Origin of the sequence: Brevundimonas vesicularis (assembly GCF_900445985.1) — a bacterium.
GTDB lineage: Bacteria > Pseudomonadota > Alphaproteobacteria > Caulobacterales > Caulobacteraceae > Brevundimonas > Brevundimonas vesicularis_D.
The window spans coordinates 1,258,538-1,275,754 of sequence record NZ_UAQP01000005.1; the positions used below are offsets into that span (position 1 = coordinate 1,258,538).

The window sequence follows — 17,217 nt, forward strand, 5'->3', positions numbered from 1 at the left end:
CCCGATCGCAACGCCCCCGCCCTTGATGCAGCGCAAACCCGGGCAAGTCAGCGCGGGCGAGGACAGGTCGCGGCCTTGGCCACCTCGGCGCCCAGCACCGACTTGACCGCCAGTGGCGTGTCGGTGGCGATCACGGTGACGCCCTGGCGCACCAGATCGCGGTATTCCGAAACGTCCCCGTCGGCGGCGTAGCGGTCGTCGCGGCGCACGCCCTCGGCGCCCAGGGTGCCGAACTGAACCTCGACGCCGGCCTCGCGCAGAGCGCGCCACAGCGCCGGACGCTCCTCGCGCGTGCCGGTCCAGGCCAGAATCTGCCCCGGGTTCAGCCCGCTCAGATCATCCACGCCGCCCAAGCCGGCCGAGATCATCATCTCCGGCGCCATGGCCGCCACCGCCCGTGCATCGGCGTCATTATAGGTGATCAGGATCACCCGGTTGCCGGCCCGCGACTGGCGCACCTGATCGATCACCGCCCGCGCCAGATCGACCGTGGTCTCGCCGTCGGCGGGTTTCAGGTCGATGCTGGCGATGGCGCCCACGCGTCCGGCGGCGTCCAACGCCTCGCCCAGCGTCGGCGGCGCGGCGCGCGTGAGGACGTCGTTCGACGCCCTCAACCGCGCCTGTTTCACCTGGGCCAGCGTCAGGTCCGCGACCCGGCCGCGCCCCGTGGTCGTCCGGTCCATGGTGTCGTCATGCATCAGAACCAACTGCCGATCCTTGGTCAGGACCGCGTCCAGTTCTAGGATCGCATTGGGGATCGCTCGGCCTGTCGCCTCGATGGCGGCGATGGAGTTCTCGGGCTGGTCCAGCGCCGAGACCGCCCTGTGCGCCGAGATCGCGACGCCGCCCTCACGCACGCAGTCGAAATAGGCCGCCATGGCCGGACCCGACGACGGCGGTGGCGCCACCGGCGGCGCCCCGACGCAACCTGTCGTCGAAACCAACAGCAGGGTGGCGGCGGCGGCGGAAATACGGGTCATGGATCGGCTCCGGAAAGACGCGCGGACCAAACGCTGCGCCGATCATCGGGTCAAGAGGTCGGATCGCCCTTGCTCCCGACCGCCCCGCGACGCATTTTGCCGCAACGACACGCGGGGAGCGAATCAACGTGCAGGATCTGGTGGGCCCCGCAATCGGGACCTTGGCGCTGGTGGCGCTGGGCGGCTATCTGCTCGGCTCGATTCCGTTCGGCGTGGTGATCACACGTGCAGCCGGCGCCGGCGACGTGCGCAACATCGGCTCGGGCAATATCGGCGCGACCAATGTCCTGCGCACCGGCCGCAAGGATTTGGCCCTGGCCACGCTGCTACTGGACGCCGGCAAGGGCGCGGTCGCCCTGCTGATCGCCCGTCATCTGTTCGGCAGCGAGCTGGCCGGCGCCATCGCCGGCGGCGCGGCCTTCCTCGGCCACCTTTTCCCCGTCTGGCTGGGCTTCAAGGGCGGCAAGGGCGTCGCCACCTTCTATGGCCTGCTGCTGGCCGCCGCCTGGCCGCTGGGCCTGATGGCGGGGGCGGTCTGGCTGCTCTGCGCCTTCCTGTTCCGCTATTCGTCGCTGGCGGCGCTCATTTCATCGGCGACTGCGCCTCTGCTGGCGCTTCTGCCGCTCGCCGTCGTCGGCCTGCCGGTCAGCCTGCCCATCCTCGCCCTCACCGTCTTCGCCGCCGTCCTGATCTGGGTTCGACATCACCAGAACATCGCCCGGCTGCTGAAGGGCGAGGAACCGCGCATCGGGGCCAAGAAGGCGTGAGCCTGGACCCGGCTGAACGCTTCGCCCGGCTGCGGCTCGCCCGCACCGACCGCATCGGCCCCGTCGCCTTCGCTCAACTGATCGGCCGCTACGGCTCGGCCCTCCGTGCGCTGGACGCACTGCCCGATCTGGTGCGCAAGTCCGGCGCCGCCTTCGTTCCGCCCCCCGTCGAGACGGTCGAACGCGAGATCGCCGCCGGCGACGCCATCGGCGCCCGCCTGCTGGTGATGGGCGATCCTGACTATCCCGAGATGCTGGCCGCGCTCGATCCGCCGCCGCCGATCCTGTGGACGCGCGGTCGCGTCGATCTGTTGAACCAGCCCTCTGTCGCCATCGTCGGCGCCCGCATCGCCTCGGCGGGGGGGCAGCGGATCGCACGCGGCCTGGCGCAGCAACTTGGTCAGGCGGGTCATGTCGTCGTCTCGGGCATGGCGCGCGGCATCGACGCCGCCGCGCACGAAGGGGCCCTGGCAACCGGGACTGTCGCGGTCCTGGGCGGCGGGGTGAACGACATCTATCCGTCCGAACACGCCGACCTCTACGCCCGCCTGACGGAACAAGGCTGCGTCGTCTCAGAAAGCCCGGTCGGCGCCCGCGCCCAGGCGCGCGATTTCCCGCGCCGCAACCGCATCATCTCGGGCCTGTCGCGGGGCGTCGTGGTGGTCGAGGCTGAAATCCGGTCCGGTTCCCTGATCACCGCCCGTCTCGCCGCCGAACAAGGACGCGATGTCTTCGCTGTGCCCGGATCGCCGCTGGATCCCCGCGCGCGAGGGCCCAACGAACTGCTGCGCCAGGGCGCCATCCTGTGCGAGGGGATCGAGGATATCGAACGCGCCTTCAACACCCTGCGCACCCTGCGCGAGCCGCCTGTCGATCCGATGCGATTCGACGGCGACATCGACGACGCCTTCCTCGACCGCGTCGCCGCCCTACTGTCGCCGACTCCGACGCCGCGCGATGAAATCGCCCGCGCCCTCAACGCTCCGGTGTCCCAGGTCGCCGCCGCCCTGCTGGAGCTGAGCCTGACCGGCCGCGCCGATCTGCTGCCTGGCGGTCTCGCTTCTCTTTAGGTCGGCGGATGACCCGCCACGCCCGCCGCCTGTTCCAGCAAGCCGGCCAGCCGCACGTCGCCCTCGTCCCGCGCCAGCCGCGCCATTTCCAGCGCCATCGCGCCGATATATTCCCGCGTCGGAAAGGCCGCCGCTTCGATATGCGCCTGGCGATCCGTTTCGCAGGGCGATTGAGGTTGCGCCGTCGCCATGATCGTCTCCGTTGTCAGAGCCACAATCTAGCCGCGCCACATTAAAACACAACTACCCTAGGGTGTAAGACGATAGGTGCGATTGACTCACGGCTCCGCTCCAACCACGTTCGCGCCCCTTCCCGAGACCGGACCATTATGAACCTCGTCATCGTCGAGAGCCCCGCAAAGGCCAAGACCATCAATAAGTATTTGGGCTCGGACTATGAGGTCCTGGCCTCGTACGGCCACGTCCGCGATCTGCCGTCCAAGGATGGCTCGGTCCTGCCCGACGACGACTTCTCCATGCATTGGGAAGCCGACACCAAGGGCGCCAAACGCCTGTCCGAAATCGCCGAGGCCGCCAAGCGCGCCGACCGCGTCATCCTGGCGACCGACCCCGACCGCGAAGGGGAAGCCATCAGCTGGCACGTGCTGGAAGTGCTGAACAAGAAGAAGGCGCTGAAAGACACCCACGTCGAACGCGTCACCTTCAACGCCATCACCAAGTCCGCCGTGCTCGAGGCCATGGCCAACCCGCGTCAGATCGACATGGAGCTGGTCGAGGCCTATCTGGCCCGCCGCGCGCTGGATTATCTCGTTGGTTTCACCCTCTCGCCGGTCCTGTGGCGCAAGCTGCCGGGCGCCCGCTCGGCAGGCCGCGTCCAATCCGTGGCGCTGCGCATCGTCGTCGATCGCGAGATGGAGATCGAGAAGTTCAAGGCTCAGGAATACTGGTCCATAGAGGCCGACCTGAACGCCGACAGCCCGCCCTTCACCGCCCGCCTGGTCAAGCACGCCGGCAAGCGCATCCAGCGTCTGGACATCAAGGACGAGGCCACGGCTTCCGCCGCCCGCGCGGCCATCGCGGCCGGCGACTTCACCATCAATGCGGTGGAGAAGAAGCCCGTTCGCCGCAATCCGGCCCCGCCCTTCACCACCTCGACCCTGCAACAGGAGGCGGCGCGCAAGCTCGGCTTCTCGGCCCAGCGCACCATGCAGGCGGCGCAGAAACTGTATGAAGGCGTCGACGAGACCGGCGGCCTGATCACCTATATGCGGACCGACGGCGTCCAGACCACGCCCGAGGGCATCGCCCAGGCGCGCGAGGTCATCAGCCAAGCGTTCGGCCCGGCCTTCGTCCCGCAGGAACCACGCTATTACAAGACCAAGGCCAAAAATGCTCAGGAAGCGCACGAAGCGATCCGGCCGACCAATATCGCGCGCCATCCCGACAGCCTGCGCCTCGAATCCGATCTTCAGCGCCTGTATGAACTGATCTGGAAGCGGATGGTCGCCTCGCAGATGGAGGCGGCCCGGATGGACCGCACCACCGTCGACATCGAGACCGCCGACGGCCAGACGGGCCTGCGCGCCACCGGCCAGGTCGTCACCTTCGACGGCTTCCTCGCCGTCTATGAGGAAGGCCGCGACGAAAAGCAGAAGGGCGCCGAAGACGACGAGAGCGACGACACCAGCCGCCTGCCCGCCCTGAAGGAAGGCGCCAAGGCCAAGGTCGACGCCATCCGCACAGACCAGCATTTCACCGAACCGCCCCCGCGCTATTCGGAAGCCACCCTGGTCAAGAAGCTGGAAGAGCTGGGCATCGGCCGCCCCTCGACCTACGCCTCGACCCTGTCGACCCTGCGCGACCGCGAATACGTCCGCGTCGACAAGAACCGCTTCTATCCCGAGGACAAGGGACGGCTGGTCACGGCCTTCCTGGAGCAGTTCTTCAGGAAGTGGGTCGAATACGACTTCACCGCCGCGCTGGAGACCCAGCTCGATGAGGTTTCGGCCGGTCAGCTGGACTGGAAGGTGCTGCTGCGCAACTTCTGGCAGGACTTCCACGCCGCGACGCAAGCCGCCGGCGAACTGCGCACCACGGCCATTCTGGACGCCCTGAACGAAAGCCTGGGCGCCCACATCTTCCCGGACAAGGGCGATGGGACCGATCCGCGCGAGTGCCCCCTGTGCCACCAGGGCCAGCTCAGCCTGAAGACCAGCCGCTTCGGCGCCTTCATCGGCTGCGACCGCTATCCCGAGTGCAAATACACCCGCCCCGTCGCCAGCCCGTCGGCGGAGGACGGCTCGGCCGAGAGCGGCGACCGCGAACTGGGCGTCGATCCGGAAACGGGCCAGCCGGTCCAACTGAAGATCGGCCGTTTTGGCCCCTACGTCGAAATCACCCCGCCCGAGGGCGACAAGCCTAAACGCTCGTCCCTGCCCAAGGGCTGGTCGCCGGCGTCCCTGACGCTGGACCAGGCGCTGCGTCTGCTGGCCCTGCCGCGCGAGGTCGGGGTGCACCCCGAGGACGGCAAGATGATCACGGCGGGCCTGGGCCGTTACGGACCGTTCGTCCTGCACGCGGGCACCTACGCCAATGTCTCGGACATCGACGAGGTGTTTGAGGTCGGCCTGAACCGCGCCGTGGCCCTGCTGGCCGAGAAGCGCGCCGGTCGTCCCGGTCGCGGCGCCGCCACGGCTCCGCTGAAAGACCTGGGCGCCCACCCGGAAACGGGCGAGCCGATCCACGTCATGGCCGGTCGCTTCGGCCCCTACGTCAAGTCCGGCAAGATCAACGCCACCCTGCCGAAGGGCACGGCGCCCGAAGACCTGACCCTGGAAGACGCCCTGCCTCTTCTGGCCGCCAAGGCCGGCGCCGCGCCCAAGAAGAAGGCGCCCGCCAAGAAGGCCGCCGCTCCGAAAAAGGCCGCCGCCCCGAAAAAGGCCGCCGCCAAGAAACCGGCCGCCAAGAAGGCTCCGGCGAAGAAGGCCGCCAAGTCCAAAACGGCAGATTGATCCCTCTCCCGTTGGGAGAGGGCTTGAGCGCCCGAGAGCGTCAGCGATCGGCCTTCGCGCGAAAGGGTGAGGGTCGCGGCTTTGCGAACTGGCCTACCGCCCGACCCTCACCCGGCCCTTCGGGCCACCCTCTCCCAACGGGAGAGGGAAAGGATCGTGCATGGCGCGAATCCCCCCCGCGCCCTATCTTCGCCTGCTCATGCCCATCCGCCGCCTTTCCCCCGAAACCGTCAACCGCATCGCCGCCGGCGAGGTGGTCGAGCGGCCGGCCAGCGCCATCAAGGAACTGGTCGAGAACGCCCTGGACGCCGGCGGCCGCAATATCGAGATCCAGGCCGACGGCGGCGGTCTGTCGCGCATCCTGATCGCCGACGACGGCAAGGGGATTCCGCGCGAGGAACTGCCCCTGGCCATCGAACGCCACGCCACGTCCAAGCTGGAGCCTGACGACGCCGGCGACGTGGATCTGCTGCGCATCCACACCCTGGGCTTTCGGGGCGAAGCCCTGCCCTCCATCGGTTCGGTCGCCCGCTTGTCGATCACCACCCGATCGCGCGACGAAACCGACGCATGGGCCATCACGGTCGAGGGCGGCGAGACCCGTCCCCTGGCCCCCGCCCCCTTCCCCGGCCCGCACGGCGCGCGGGTCGAGGTGCGCGACCTCTTCTACGCCACCCCCGCCCGGCTCAAGTTCATGAAGTCCGAGCGATCCGAGGCCATGGCCATCTCGGAGGAGATCAAGCGCCAGGCCATGGCGCACGAGGCCGTCGCCTTCACCCTGTCGCTGGACGGCAAGGTCACCCTGCGCCTGCCCGCCGAACATCCCGGCGATGAAGGCCGGCTGAAGCGGCTGTCCGCCCTCTTGGGTCGCGACTTCGAGGCCAACGCCCTCTTGATCGATCAGGAGCGCGACGGCGTGCACCTGTCGGGCTATGCGGGCCTGCCCACCTATTCGCGCGGCAATGCGGCGCATCAGTATTTGTTCGTCAACGGCCGCCCGGTGAAGGACCGGCTGCTGCAAGGGGCCCTGCGCGGGGCCTATGCCGACTTCCTGGCGCGCGACCGGCACCCGGCCGCCGTCCTCTTCCTCGACATCGATCCGCTCTATGTCGACGTCAACGTCCACCCGGCCAAGGCCGAGGTCCGGTTCCGCGATCCGGCCCTGGTGCGCGGGCTGATCGTCGGCGCCCTCAGGCACGCGCTGCACGCCGCCGGCCACCGCGCCAGCACAACCGTCGCCGCCGACGCCCTGTCGGGTTTCCAGCCCCACACCGGCGTCGCATCCGGCCCCGCCTACAGCCCCAGCGCCCCCTCGGCGCAAGGCTTCAGCGGCTGGACCGGCTGGTCCCAGCCCGCCGCCGCCCAGGTCCTGCCCGGCCTCAACGAACGCAGCGCCCGCGTCGAACCCGGCTGGGACGGCCCGTCATGGCCCCAGCAGCCGACCGCGAGCGATCCATCCGCTCGCGACTCACGACTCACTCTTCACCCCGCCCCCGCCGACCCCCTCGACTACCCCCTGGGCGCCGCGCGGGGTCAGCTGCACGCCAACTATATCGTCGCCCAGACCCGCGACGGCCTGGTCATCGTCGATCAGCATGCGGCGCACGAGCGGCTGGTCTATGAGCGGATGAAGGCCCAGATGGCCGAGGGGGCCGTGACCCGTCAGGCCTTGCTGACGCCCGAGGTGGTCGATCTGGACCCGGCCGAGGCCGAACGCGTCGCCGGGCGCGCCGAGGAACTGGCCGAGATGGGCCTGATTGTCGAGGCCTTCGGCGCCGGCGCCGTCCTGGTGCGCGAGACCCCGGCCATGCTTGGCGACACCGATGTTCAGGGCTTGATCCGCGACATCGCCGACGACCTGTCCGAACACGGCCAGGCCCTGTCGCTCAAGGAACGGCTCGCCGCCATCTGCGGCACCATGGCCTGCCACGGAAGCGTCCGCTCAGGCCGCGTCCTCTCGGCGCCGGAGATGAACGCCCTGCTCCGCCAGATGGAAGCCACCCCCCACTCCGGCCAATGCAACCACGGCCGCCCCACCTATGTGGAGCTGAAGCTGCACGACCTGGAGAAGCTGTTCGGGCGCCGTTAAGAGATCACGGAAATTTGGCTAGAATTGCCCACCAGTTCGTGAGACGTTCCGTGAACAACATTGGAGCGATTTTTCTTATGTCCAATAGTCGTCACGTTACCCCTCGACCCAACGGTTGGGCTGTAGTGGCGCCGGGTTCTCAGAGAGCCAGCGCCATTCTTCCAACACAGCGAGAAGCGCAGGACCGCGCACGCCAAATCATTGAACATAAGGGTGGAGGAGAGCTGCGCACGCATGGCGTCGATGGCCGGATTCGCGCGTCCGACACGATAGCGCCAGCGAAAGATCCTTTTCCTCCGCGCGGCTGAGAAGCGATCAGACGATAACAGGGTACAGAGATTGTATGCCCTCCATCCTCTTCGTCTGCCTAGGCAACATCTGTCGCTCGCCCCTCGCCGAGGCCGCCCTGCGCGCAGAGGCGGAGCGGCTTCGCCTCGACCTGATCGTCGATTCCGCCGGGACCGGGGACTGGCATGCGGGCGAGCCGCCGGACCCGAGGGCGCAGGCGACGGCGCGGCGGCATGGGGTCGAGATTTCGGGGTTGAAGGCGCGGCAGGTGACGCAGGCGGACTTTCGCCGCTTCACCCATGTGATCGCCCTGGACCACGAGAACCTGAAAAACCTGCGCCGCCTGCGGCCCGACGATGCGACCGCCGAGCTCAGCCTGCTGCTCGACCACGTGCCCGGCCGCGAGGGTCAGGCCGTCGCCGACCCCTATTTCGGCGACGACGACGGTTTCGAAATCACCTGGGCCGAAGTGACGGCCGCCGCGCGCGGCCTGGTCGCCAAACTCTGATCCACGTCCGCATCTGACGTAGCGCCGGTCTATGGCTGCGATCATGACCGAGCCCTATCGCATCCGTGAAGCCGCCATCTGGGCCCAGGCCCGCACCGACTATCTGTCGGGTCTCAGCGCCGAGGCCGTCTGTCGTCGCCACGACCTGGGCCTGTCCGCCTTTCGCCGGCGCGCCCGCAAATACGGCTGGCGGCGCAGCGATCAGGTCGAACCGCCGCCCGGCGAGCTGGACCTGAACCTCTATTCCGACCTGGACATGGACGACCTGGCCCGAACCGCGCGTCTGCGCTTCGCCGAGGCGGTCGAGGGCGGGCGCGCGTCGGACGCTCGCCGCTGGCGCGCCCTGGCCGACGAACTGACCCGCGCGGCTCGCGCCTTCGATCGGGACTTCTTCAGCGGCATGAGCCGCGAGGAGGTGGCCGCCTCGCTGGAAAACATGCGGCGCGAGATCGAGGAAGAAGACGAGGCCCTGCTGGGACCGCCGCCCGAGGACTGAGGCGGTTGCGACCCGCTCGCAAAAATCTGCACGAAAGTGCACTGTAAAAACTCACAGTGCACTTTTCCGCTCAGGCGGCAGGGTCCGCCACCTTCAGGAACAGCACCCTGGCTGCGCCATAGTCGCGCGCGTCCAGACGCTGATAGCCAGGGGTGTCGATCTCCGGCTCGTCCGACCCGCGCTCGAACACCACCAGGGCGCCGGGCTTGAGCCAGCTTCCCTCGATCAGCCGCGCCAGCGTCTGCTCTCCCAGCCCCTTGCCATAGGGCGGGTCCAGAAAGGCCAGGTCGAACGCCTCGGCGATCGGGCCGGGCCGCACGCCCAGGTCGGTCGCGCTCCTGCGATGCACCCGCGTGCGTCCCATCAGCCCATAGGCGTCGGCGTTCTCGCGGATCGCGCCGCGCGCCCCGTCGTCCGTCTCGACGAACAGGCAGAAGCCCGCTCCCCGGCTGACCGCCTCGAACCCCAGGGCGCCGGAACCGGCGTACAGGTCGATGACCCGCAAGCCTTGCAGGCTCTCGCCCCAGGCGGCGTGTTCCAGCACGTTGAACACGGCCTGGCGCGCGCGGTCCGAGGTCGGGCGCGTACCCTGCCCCTCCGGCGCGACGATGGCCCGCCCCTTCAGGCTTCCGGCGACGATCCGCATACTCTCAGGCCTCAGGCGGCGCGAACTGCGCCCATAGCTCGTCCGTCGTCAGGCGCGGCCGCTCGCCCGCCAGCGCATAGGTCGCCGGCTTGCTCTCGATGCAGAACTCGTCCTCCAAGGCGAAGACCGACGGGTCGTCGAACGCCTGGGCCGAGACCATGGTGATCGCCGCGTCGTTCGAGCGCCAGAACAGGCCGGTCCCGCAGGCGGGGCAGAACTGCCGCGTCGCCCAGTCGGACGACACATAGGTCGCCACCTCGCCCGTGACCGCGACGCTGTCGCCGCAGTCCACGCTGAACAGGATGCCGCCCGACTGCCGCCGACAGGTCGAGCAGTGGCAGGCGTGCATCCCGCCGTTCGGCGTCGCGGTGAAGGTGATGGCGCCGCACAGGCACCGCCCGGTCGAGATCGTCATCGCTCAGTCCTCGGCGGCGATCCTCAGCGGGGCGTGCGCGGTTTGCCGCCTGGCCCGCGTCCGCTCGTTCCAGACGGACCGGCCGGCTTGCCGCCGCCACCCGTGCGAGGCTTGAAGTCGCGGCCGCCGGTCGGCTTTCCGCCGGGACCCCCGGCGCGGGGGCCGGAACCGGCACGTCCCGCCGGCTTGGCGCCGGGCTTGCCGCGCCGATCGTCGATGAATTGGTCGTCGCGCGGCTTGAAGGCGCGCTTGGGCCGGTCGCCGTCCTCACGCGCCAAACGATCGCCAGCCGGCGCCGTGCGCTCGCGCGGCTTGAAGCTCTTGGAATGCTCGAACTTGGGCGCGGCCTTGGCCCAACCCTCCTTCTTGGGCGGACGCTCGCGGCGCTCGACCGCATCCGCCTGGGCCGTTTCGGCGGCGCGGACGCGGCTGGGCTTGCGCGACGGGTCCGACATGGCCGAACCCGACCGGCCCTTGACGATGGGCGTCGAGACCCGACGGCCGGGGATGGGCGCGGGCGTCTCGACCGTATTGCCAGTCGGCAGGTTCTCGGGCCGGATATACTCGGCCAACAGCTCGCGGATCACGCGCGGCCCGACCTCCTCCACCGACCCGACCGGCAGCACGTCCAGGCGGAACGGGCCGTAGGCCAGGCGGATCAGCCGGTTGACCGTCAGGCCGACGGACTCCAGCACCTTCCTGACTTCGCGGTTCTTGCCCTCGGTGATCGACACCGAGATCCACAGGTTCGCCGGCGCCTTGCCGTCCTCGGACTTGGACTCCTTGGCCTTGTCCAGCTTGGCCTCGATGGGACCATAGGAGACGCCGTCCACGACCACGCCATCCTTCAGCGCGTCCAGCTGCTCCTGGGTGATCTTGCCCCGCGCCCGCGCCCGGTACTGACGCACCAGCGAGGTCGAAGGCAGCTCCAGCGCCCGGCTCAGCTCGCCGTCGTTGGTCAACAGCAGCAGGCCTTCGGTCGCCAGGTCCAGCCGCCCGACCGAAATCACGCGCGGCAAACCGGCCGGCAGGGCGTCGAACACCGTCGGTCGTCCCGTCGGGTCGCTATGGCTGGTCAACAGGCCCGCCGGCTTGTGATAGCGCCAGACCCGCGTCGCCTGGGTCGAACCGATGGGCTTGCCGTCCACGGTGATCACGTCGTCGCGCGTCACCAAGGTCGCGGGCGTGTCCAGGATGCGGCCGTTGACCGCCACCTTGCCCAGACCGATCAGCCGTTCGACCTCGCGGCGCGAGGCGATGCCGGCGCGCGCCATGGTCTTGGCGATTCGCTCGGCGCGCAGAGGCGTCTCAGGCGTCTTGGACTTGCCGTCCTTGCCGCCCCCATCGCTGCGCGACTTGTCGGTGCGGGGCCGGTCGCTGCGGGGCTTGTCGCTGCGGGGGCGGTCGGCCTTGTCGCCGAACCGCTTGGCGCCGTCTTCGCGAGGGCCGCGCGGCTTGTCGCCGAATGATCTCGTCCCGTCGCCGCTCTTGCGGGGACCGGAGGATTTAAAGGGCCGGGGCGACCGTTCGTCTTGACGGGCGCGGGGCTTCTTGTCGTTGTCGTCTGTATGGCGGACCATGATGAGCGGTTCATGCGCATGGCGCTGGACCAAGCGCAAGCGGCGGCGGACGCAGGAGAGGTGCCCGTGGGCGCAATTCTTGTCGATCCTGCTTCAGGTGAGGTAATTTCGACCGGCGCCAATGGTCCGATTGCGGCCCACGACCCCACCGCCCATGCCGAGATCGTCGCCATGCGGCGCGCGGCGACGGCGCTGGACAACTATCGCCTGACCGGCCTGACGCTCTATGTGACGCTGGAGCCCTGCGCCATGTGCGCCGGCGCCATCAGCCACGCCCGCATCGGCCGCGTCGTCTGGGCCGCCGACGATCCCAAGGGCGGCGCCGTCATCCACGGCCCGCGCCTGTTCGAACAACCTACCTGCCACTGGCGCCCGACGACGGACTCAGGCCTTCTGGCGGGCGAGGCGTCGTCGCTGCTCAAATCCTTCTTCCGTCAAAGACGGGGAACGGCGACAGGCGGCGCACGTTAGAACGCCGCGAAAAGCTGCGCCGTTGGGCGGGGCCGTGGAGGGAAAAGACCTTGTTCAAGCCGGATCTGCCGCAGTCGATCGTCTTCAGCGGCTTGGCCGCCCTGGCCCTCCTCACCGCCTGCGGCGCCGATCCCGACAAGGCTCCGCGCACCGGCGACGAGGTCAAGGAACGCGCCATCCAGGCCCAGACCGCCCGCCAGCGCACCGGCGCCGAAATCCAGGACCGCACCCTGAACCGCGTCGTCCACACCGTCTATCTGTGCGACAACGGCGAGCGCCTGTCGGTCGATTTCGACAACCCGCGCCAGATGGCCACCATCCGCAACTCGTCCGGCGAGGCCATCGACCTGTATCAGGAGCGCGCCGCCGACGGCATCTGGTACCGCGCTTCCAATGTCGAATTGCGCGGCAAGGGCGTCCTCGCCACCTGGTCCGTCGAAGGCCGCCAGCCGACGGAATGCCGAGCGGTCGACTAAACGAACGCCGCCAGTCGCTGGTCCAGTCTCTCGCGCACCTCGGGCCAGTCGTCGTCGATGACGGCGAACATGGCGGTGTCGCGCGCCCGGCCGGTCCAAGTGATCTTGTGCTTGCGCAGGACGCCCTCGGCCTTGGCGCCCAGCTTCAGGATGGCGGCCTGGCTCTGGGCGTTGACGGCGTCGGTGATGATCTCGACCCGCACCGCGCCCGCGTCGAAGGCATGCCCTAGCAACAGCCGCTTGCAGGCCGGGTTGATCGCCCCGCCCCGCGCCTCCGGCCGATAGAAGGTCGAGCCGATTTCGCAGCGGCGATAGGCGGGGTTGATCTCATACAGGCTGGTCGTCCCGACCACCGCCCCATCGGACAGTCGCCGCACCGCATAGGCGATCCGGTTCTGTGCCTTCATCGCCGCCATCGCGGCGTTCCACCAGGCCTCGAAATGATCGCCATAGGCAAGCGCCACCATGATCTCCCAGGCGTCGGGATCGCAATCCAGCGCCGCCCCAACCTCGGCTCTCAGCCCTTCCTCGAACGGCTCCAGCCGCACGAACCGATCCCCCAGAGGTACCGGGGCCATCCGCATCATCACGCAGTCGCGCCTTCCTCGATCAGGAAGGCCCGCACCTTGGCCGCATCCACGCCCTTAGCGACAAAGGCACGGCCGATGCCGCGCGCCAGGATCAGGGTCAGCGCCCCGCCCTCGGCCTTCTTGTCCCCGGCCATCAGGGCCAGCAGTCGGTCGGCCGCGAACGATCCCGCCTGATCCAGCCGCGTCGGCAGCCCAGCCGCCGCGACCACCGCCTCGACCCGCGCCACGTTGTCCGCCGAACACAGGCCCTCACCCGCCGAATAGCGGAAGGCCATGCAGCAGCCGAGCGCCACCGCCTCGCCGTGCGCCAGCGCCCCTTCGTCGAATCCGACCTCGGCCTCGATCGCATGGCCGAAGGTGTGACCTAGGTTCAGCAGGGCGCGTCGTCCCGCCTCCTTCTCGTCCTCGCCGACCACCGCGCTCTTGATCTCGACCGAGCGGATCACCGCCCGTTCCAGCGCCGCCGGATCGCCCTGCGCGCCCGCAGCCCCCTCGCCTGCCAGCCAGTCGAAGAAGGGCGCGTCGCAGATCAGCCCGTGCTTCAGCACCTCGGCCCAGCCGGACCTCACCTGGCGTTCCGGCAGCGTGGCCAGCACGTCGACATCCGCCAGCACCAAACGCGGCTGATGAAACGCGCCGACCAGGTTCTTGCCGCGCGGGGTGTCGATGGCTGTCTTGCCGCCGACAGACGAGTCGACCTGGGCCAACAGGGTGGTGGGGATTTGCACGAAGTCGATGCCGCGCATGAACAGGGCTGCCGCCAGCCCGGCCAGATCGCCGACGACCCCGCCGCCCAAAGCGATCACCACATCCTTGCGATCCAGGCCGATCTCCAGCAGCCGGTCCAGCACGCGCTCCAGCTCGGCGAAGGACTTGGAGCCCTCGCCCGCCGGCACGGCCACGATCTCGCTGGTCACGCCCGCCGCCGTCAGCGACGCGGTCAGGGCCTGGGCGTGGATGCCCGCAACCGTCTCGTCGGTGACGATGACCGTCCGCCCCTTGGCCAGCGGCGCGATGTGTGCGCCGGCCTGCGCCAGCAGCCCGCGTCCCACCACGACGTCATAGGCGGCAAAGGCCCCGCCGCTGACCGGAATGATCGTCATTGCGGGGTCTCCGTGCGTCGTCTCTGGCGCCAGTGTCGGCGCAGGTTCTTGTGAATGGCGTCCACCGCCTGGCCGTGCGAGCCCTGCCCGACGTCCACGGTCACATCGGCCTCGCCGTAGATGGGATAGCGCGCCTGAGCCAAGGTCGTCAGCACCTCCAACGGATCCTTGCCGCGCAGCAGGGGCCGCGTGTCGCGGCGCGCCACCCGCTCCGCGATGACCGCCAGATCGGCCCTCAGCCAGACGGTGTCGGCCTTGGCCTTCAGCAGCGCCCGCGTCTCCGGATTCATCATCGCCCCGCCGCCGGTCGCCAGGACGATGGGCGGCCCCTCCAGCAGGCGGCGGATCACCCGCGCCTCACCCGCGCGGAACTCGGCCTCGCCCAGGGCGGCGAAGATTTCCGACACCGTCATCCCGGCCGCCGCCTCGATCTCCACATCCCCGTCCGCAAACGGCAGTCGCAGCCGATTGGCCAGCCGACGACCGACTGACGATTTGCCCACCCCCATCAGGCCGACGAGGGCTATGGTGCGGGTCGGACCCGGATTCGCGCGCCGCCTCATCCGGCGGCTCCGGCGGAACGGTCGGTCGAGAGGAAGGCGAAGGCGGCGGCGCGGGCAGGCATGATCCAGAAAACCTCTACACCAAGCCAGACCATGCGCCATCCGTTCGGCGCGCGGATCGTGCGATGACGCCCCAGATCGAGGCCTTTCTGGAGATGATGGCGGTCGAACGCGACGCCTCGCCCCATACGCTGTCCGCCTATGGCCGCGATCTGGCGGACGCGGAGACGGCGCTGTCGGACGCCGGCGGGTTGATGAAGGCCGACGCCGAGGCGGTCGAGGCCTGGTTCGCCGACCTGTCGCGGCGCGGCCTGTCGGCCGCCACCGCCGCCCGTCGTCGCTCGTCCGCGCGTCAGTTCTATCGCTTCGCCCTGGCCGAGGGGTGGCGCACCGACGACCCCTCGCGCCGCCTCGACGCCCCCAAACAGGGCCGATCGCTGCCCAAGGTGTTGAGCCGCGCCGAGATCGACGCCCTGCTGGCCGCCTCGGCCGCCCGTGACGCGGCGGCGGGTCTGCGCCTGGTCGCCCTGGTCGAGATGGCCTACGCCTCCGGCCTGCGGGTGTCCGAACTGCTGGGGCTGAAAGTCGAAGCCGTTCGGCGCGACCCCGCCTATCTGATCGTGCGCGGCAAGGGCGGCAAGGAACGGCTCGCGCCCCTCAACGCCGCCGCCCGCGAAGCGGTCAAGGCCTGGCTGGTCGTCCGCGACGCGAAGCTCAAGGGCAAGGATGGGCGAAAGCCTGAGCCGCCCGACAGTCCCTGGCTGTTTCCCTCCTCCGGCCGCACCGGCCACCTGACCCCGCGCCGCTTCGCCCAACTGCTGGACGAGGCCGCGGTCACCGCCGGCATAGATCCCGCCCGCGTCAGCCCCCACGTCCTGCGCCACGCCTTCGCCACCCACCTGCTGGAAGGCGGCGCGGACCTGCGCGTTGTCCAGACCCTGCTAGGCCACGTCGATATCGCCACGACCCAGATCTACACCCACGTCGCCACCGATCGCCTGGCCCAGGTCGTCCACCAAAACCACCCCTTGGCGCGCGACGACTGAACCCCCGCTTGCCCGGCGGCGTTGACCTCTCTAGGTTCGCGCGCCTTCCCCAAGGGCGCTTTCGCCCGTTTGCAGTTCCCGGACGCCTTGATGGCCACGCACTATCTCGACTTCGAAAAGCCGATCGCCGATCTGGAAGCCAAGATCGAGGAGCTGTCGCTGCTGGCCGACACCTCGGGCGACATCGATCACGAGATCGAAGGCCTTCGCAAAAAGGCCGAGCAGCTGCGCAAGAAGACCTACGCCGGCCTCGACCCCTGGATGAAGACACAGGTCGCGCGCCATCCGCAGCGTCCGCACTTCATCGATTACGTCCAGAGCCTGTTCACCGACTGGAACGAGCTGCACGGCGACCGCCAGTTCGGCGACGACCAGGCCATCCTGGGCGGCCTTGCCCGGTTCCGCGGTCGTCCAGTCGTCATCATGGGCCACGAGAAGGGTCACGACACCGCGACCCGTATCACCCACAACTTCGGCATGGCGCGGCCCGAGGGCTATCGCAAGGCGGTGCGCCTGATGGACATGGCCGAACAGTTCGGCCTGCCGGTCCTCAGCTTCATCGATACCGCCGGCGCCTATCCGGGCCTGGGCGCCGAGGAACGCGGTCAGGCCGAGGCCATCGCCCGCTCGACCGAGCGCTGCCTGACCCTGGGCGTGCCCTCCATCGCCACCATCACCGGCGAAGGCGGTTCGGGCGGCGCCATCGCCATCGCGGCGGCCAGCCGCGTGCTGATGCTGGAGCACTCGATCTATTCGGTCATCTCGCCCGAGGGCGCCGCCGGCATTTTGTGGCGCGACGGCGCGCGGGCCAAGGATGCGGCCATGGCGATGAAGATCACCGGCCCGGACCTGATGCAGCTGAAGATCGTGGACCGCCTGATCCAAGAGCCTGTCGGCGGCGCTCACACCGATCGCGACGCGGGGATGGCCAATGTCGGCGACGTTCTGGCCGAAGAGCTGAAGGGCTTTGACGGCCTGACGCCCCAGCAGATCAAGAAGCGCCGCGCGGATCGCTTCTACGCCATCGGCGCCCTCTGACGCTTGATCGCCCGAGTCAGCGTTAACGCAGCATCCACCCTCGTCTGCCAAGCTCCACCTTCGTTAAGGGGCATCGGGGTTTGCGACCGGCCATGAGTCTATCGGCGGGCCAGACGGGG

The 17,217-nt window shown here is 69.2% G+C and carries 19 protein-coding genes; 11 read left to right on the forward strand and 8 right to left on the reverse strand.

The features are described 5' to 3' along the window. Window positions 1-47 precede the first annotated feature (47 nt). Complete coding sequence (locus tag DT343_RS06265; RefSeq protein ID WP_112862171.1) at window positions 48-980, reverse strand: glycerophosphodiester phosphodiesterase family protein; 933 nt, start codon at window positions 978-980, stop codon at window positions 48-50. Between the two features lie 128 nt (window positions 981-1,108). On the opposite strand from DT343_RS06265, the gene plsY reads away from it, so the two are divergent. Continuing rightward, window positions 1,109-1,747, forward strand: a complete 639-nt coding sequence (plsY, locus tag DT343_RS06270; protein ID WP_112862172.1) for a glycerol-3-phosphate 1-O-acyltransferase PlsY — start codon at window positions 1,109-1,111, stop codon at window positions 1,745-1,747. Further along, a complete protein-coding gene (gene dprA / locus DT343_RS06275; protein ID WP_112862173.1) occupies window positions 1,744-2,817 on the forward strand; it encodes a DNA-processing protein DprA in 1,074 nt (357 codons plus the stop codon). The genes plsY and dprA overlap by 4 nt, the downstream gene beginning before the upstream one ends. Here the strand turns inward: dprA and DT343_RS06280 are convergent. Further along, on the reverse strand, window positions 2,814-3,008 hold the full coding sequence (locus tag DT343_RS06280; protein WP_112862174.1) for a hypothetical protein: 195 nt from the start codon (window positions 3,006-3,008) through the stop codon (window positions 2,814-2,816). The two genes, dprA and DT343_RS06280, sit on opposite strands and share 4 nt — an antisense overlap. 138 nt (window positions 3,009-3,146) lie before the next feature. Here DT343_RS06280 and topA point away from each other — a divergent pair, with 138 nt between their 5' ends. The 5 genes from topA (at window position 3,147) to DT343_RS06305 (ending at window position 9,170) form a co-directional block, all read left to right on the forward strand. Beyond that, window positions 3,147-5,789: a type I DNA topoisomerase gene (gene topA / locus DT343_RS06285; protein WP_112862175.1), complete on the forward strand. Its 2,643-nt coding sequence runs from the start codon at window positions 3,147-3,149 to the stop codon at window positions 5,787-5,789. A 199-nt stretch (window positions 5,790-5,988) separates the two neighbouring features. After that, window positions 5,989-7,878 (forward strand): DNA mismatch repair endonuclease MutL, encoded by a 1,890-nt coding sequence (gene mutL / locus DT343_RS06290; RefSeq protein ID WP_112862583.1) that lies wholly within the window; start codon window positions 5,989-5,991, stop codon window positions 7,876-7,878. Between the two features lie 77 nt (window positions 7,879-7,955). Beyond that, the gene (locus DT343_RS18010) at window positions 7,956-8,186 is read left to right on the forward strand and encodes a DUF2188 domain-containing protein (protein ID WP_112862176.1); all 231 of its coding nucleotides are present in this window, start codon (window positions 7,956-7,958) and stop codon (window positions 8,184-8,186) included. Between the two features lie 35 nt (window positions 8,187-8,221). Continuing rightward, window positions 8,222-8,674: a low molecular weight protein-tyrosine-phosphatase gene (locus tag DT343_RS06300; protein ID WP_066626623.1), complete on the forward strand. Its 453-nt coding sequence runs from the start codon at window positions 8,222-8,224 to the stop codon at window positions 8,672-8,674. Window positions 8,675-8,717: 43 nt separating this feature from the next. Next, on the forward strand, window positions 8,718-9,170 hold the full coding sequence (locus tag DT343_RS06305; protein ID WP_146756716.1) for a hypothetical protein: 453 nt from the start codon (window positions 8,718-8,720) through the stop codon (window positions 9,168-9,170). Window positions 9,171-9,240: 70 nt separating this feature from the next. On the opposite strand, the gene rsmD is transcribed toward DT343_RS06305, so the two are convergent. Genes rsmD through DT343_RS06320 form a run of 3 tightly spaced genes read right to left on the reverse strand, consistent with a single transcriptional unit; the run spans window position 9,241 to window position 11,811 of the window. Further along, window positions 9,241-9,816 (reverse strand): 16S rRNA (guanine(966)-N(2))-methyltransferase RsmD, encoded by a 576-nt coding sequence (gene rsmD, locus DT343_RS06310; protein ID WP_112862178.1) that lies wholly within the window; start codon window positions 9,814-9,816, stop codon window positions 9,241-9,243. Between the two features lie 4 nt (window positions 9,817-9,820). Then, on the reverse strand, window positions 9,821-10,231 hold the full coding sequence (locus DT343_RS06315; RefSeq protein ID WP_258522509.1) for a GFA family protein: 411 nt from the start codon (window positions 10,229-10,231) through the stop codon (window positions 9,821-9,823). Between the two features lie 23 nt (window positions 10,232-10,254). Beyond that, the gene (locus DT343_RS06320) at window positions 10,255-11,811 is read right to left on the reverse strand and encodes a pseudouridine synthase (RefSeq protein ID WP_112862179.1); all 1,557 of its coding nucleotides are present in this window, start codon (window positions 11,809-11,811) and stop codon (window positions 10,255-10,257) included. A gap of 12 nt (window positions 11,812-11,823) precedes the next feature. Between DT343_RS06320 and tadA the strand changes: the two genes are divergently transcribed. Together tadA and DT343_RS06330 are read left to right on the forward strand one after the other, a co-directional pair. Continuing rightward, complete coding sequence (gene tadA / locus DT343_RS06325; protein WP_181669160.1) at window positions 11,824-12,282, forward strand: tRNA adenosine(34) deaminase TadA; 459 nt, start codon at window positions 11,824-11,826, stop codon at window positions 12,280-12,282. A gap of 50 nt (window positions 12,283-12,332) precedes the next feature. Then, window positions 12,333-12,758: an MliC family protein gene (locus DT343_RS06330; protein ID WP_082464998.1), complete on the forward strand. Its 426-nt coding sequence runs from the start codon at window positions 12,333-12,335 to the stop codon at window positions 12,756-12,758. On the opposite strand, the gene DT343_RS06335 is transcribed toward DT343_RS06330, so the two are convergent. The 3 genes from DT343_RS06335 to DT343_RS06345 are packed head-to-tail and all read right to left on the reverse strand — an operon-like array spanning window position 12,755 to window position 15,014. Beyond that, on the reverse strand, window positions 12,755-13,342 hold the full coding sequence (locus tag DT343_RS06335; protein WP_112862585.1) for a GNAT family N-acetyltransferase: 588 nt from the start codon (window positions 13,340-13,342) through the stop codon (window positions 12,755-12,757). The genes DT343_RS06330 and DT343_RS06335 overlap by 4 nt on opposite strands. 2 nt (window positions 13,343-13,344) lie before the next feature. After that, on the reverse strand, window positions 13,345-14,451 hold the full coding sequence (gene aroB, locus DT343_RS06340; protein ID WP_112862181.1) for a 3-dehydroquinate synthase: 1,107 nt from the start codon (window positions 14,449-14,451) through the stop codon (window positions 13,345-13,347). Next, window positions 14,448-15,014: a shikimate kinase gene (locus tag DT343_RS06345; RefSeq protein ID WP_112862182.1), complete on the reverse strand. Its 567-nt coding sequence runs from the start codon at window positions 15,012-15,014 to the stop codon at window positions 14,448-14,450. The genes aroB and DT343_RS06345 overlap by 4 nt, the downstream gene beginning before the upstream one ends. Before the next feature lie 125 nt (window positions 15,015-15,139). Between DT343_RS06345 and DT343_RS06350 the strand changes: the two genes are divergently transcribed. Beyond that, complete coding sequence (locus DT343_RS06350) at window positions 15,140-16,060, forward strand: site-specific tyrosine recombinase XerD (RefSeq protein ID WP_112862183.1); 921 nt, start codon at window positions 15,140-15,142, stop codon at window positions 16,058-16,060. Window positions 16,061-16,150: 90 nt separating this feature from the next. Then, on the forward strand, window positions 16,151-17,098 hold the full coding sequence (locus DT343_RS06355) for an acetyl-CoA carboxylase carboxyltransferase subunit alpha (RefSeq protein WP_112862586.1): 948 nt from the start codon (window positions 16,151-16,153) through the stop codon (window positions 17,096-17,098). The last annotated feature ends 119 nt before the right edge of the window (window positions 17,099-17,217 follow it).

Coding starts and splice junctions, on each gene's coding strand:
- DT343_RS06265 (WP_112862171.1), bottom strand. CDS start 980: ATGACCCGTATTTCCGCCGCCGCCGCCACCCTGCTGTTGGTTTCGACG.
- DT343_RS06280 (WP_112862174.1), bottom strand. CDS start 3,008: ATGGCGACGGCGCAACCTCAATCGCCCTGCGAAACGGATCGCCAGGCG.
- topA (WP_112862175.1), top strand. CDS start 3,147: ATGAACCTCGTCATCGTCGAGAGCCCCGCAAAGGCCAAGACCATCAAT.
- mutL (WP_112862583.1), top strand. CDS start 5,989: ATGCCCATCCGCCGCCTTTCCCCCGAAACCGTCAACCGCATCGCCGCC.
- DT343_RS18010 (WP_112862176.1), top strand. CDS start 7,956: ATGTCCAATAGTCGTCACGTTACCCCTCGACCCAACGGTTGGGCTGTA.
- DT343_RS06300 (WP_066626623.1), top strand. CDS start 8,222: ATGCCCTCCATCCTCTTCGTCTGCCTAGGCAACATCTGTCGCTCGCCC.
- DT343_RS06305 (WP_146756716.1), top strand. CDS start 8,718: ATGACCGAGCCCTATCGCATCCGTGAAGCCGCCATCTGGGCCCAGGCC.
- rsmD (WP_112862178.1), bottom strand. CDS start 9,816: ATGCGGATCGTCGCCGGAAGCCTGAAGGGGCGGGCCATCGTCGCGCCG.
- DT343_RS06315 (WP_258522509.1), bottom strand. CDS start 10,231: ATGACGATCTCGACCGGGCGGTGCCTGTGCGGCGCCATCACCTTCACC.
- DT343_RS06320 (WP_112862179.1), bottom strand. CDS start 11,811: ATGGTCCGCCATACAGACGACAACGACAAGAAGCCCCGCGCCCGTCAA.
- tadA (WP_181669160.1), top strand. CDS start 11,824: ATGCGCATGGCGCTGGACCAAGCGCAAGCGGCGGCGGACGCAGGAGAG.
- DT343_RS06335 (WP_112862585.1), bottom strand. CDS start 13,342: ATGCGGATGGCCCCGGTACCTCTGGGGGATCGGTTCGTGCGGCTGGAG.
- aroB (WP_112862181.1), bottom strand. CDS start 14,451: ATGACGATCATTCCGGTCAGCGGCGGGGCCTTTGCCGCCTATGACGTC.
- DT343_RS06345 (WP_112862182.1), bottom strand. CDS start 15,014: ATGAGGCGGCGCGCGAATCCGGGTCCGACCCGCACCATAGCCCTCGTC.
- DT343_RS06350 (WP_112862183.1), top strand. CDS start 15,140: ATGACGCCCCAGATCGAGGCCTTTCTGGAGATGATGGCGGTCGAACGC.
- DT343_RS06355 (WP_112862586.1), top strand. CDS start 16,151: ATGGCCACGCACTATCTCGACTTCGAAAAGCCGATCGCCGATCTGGAA.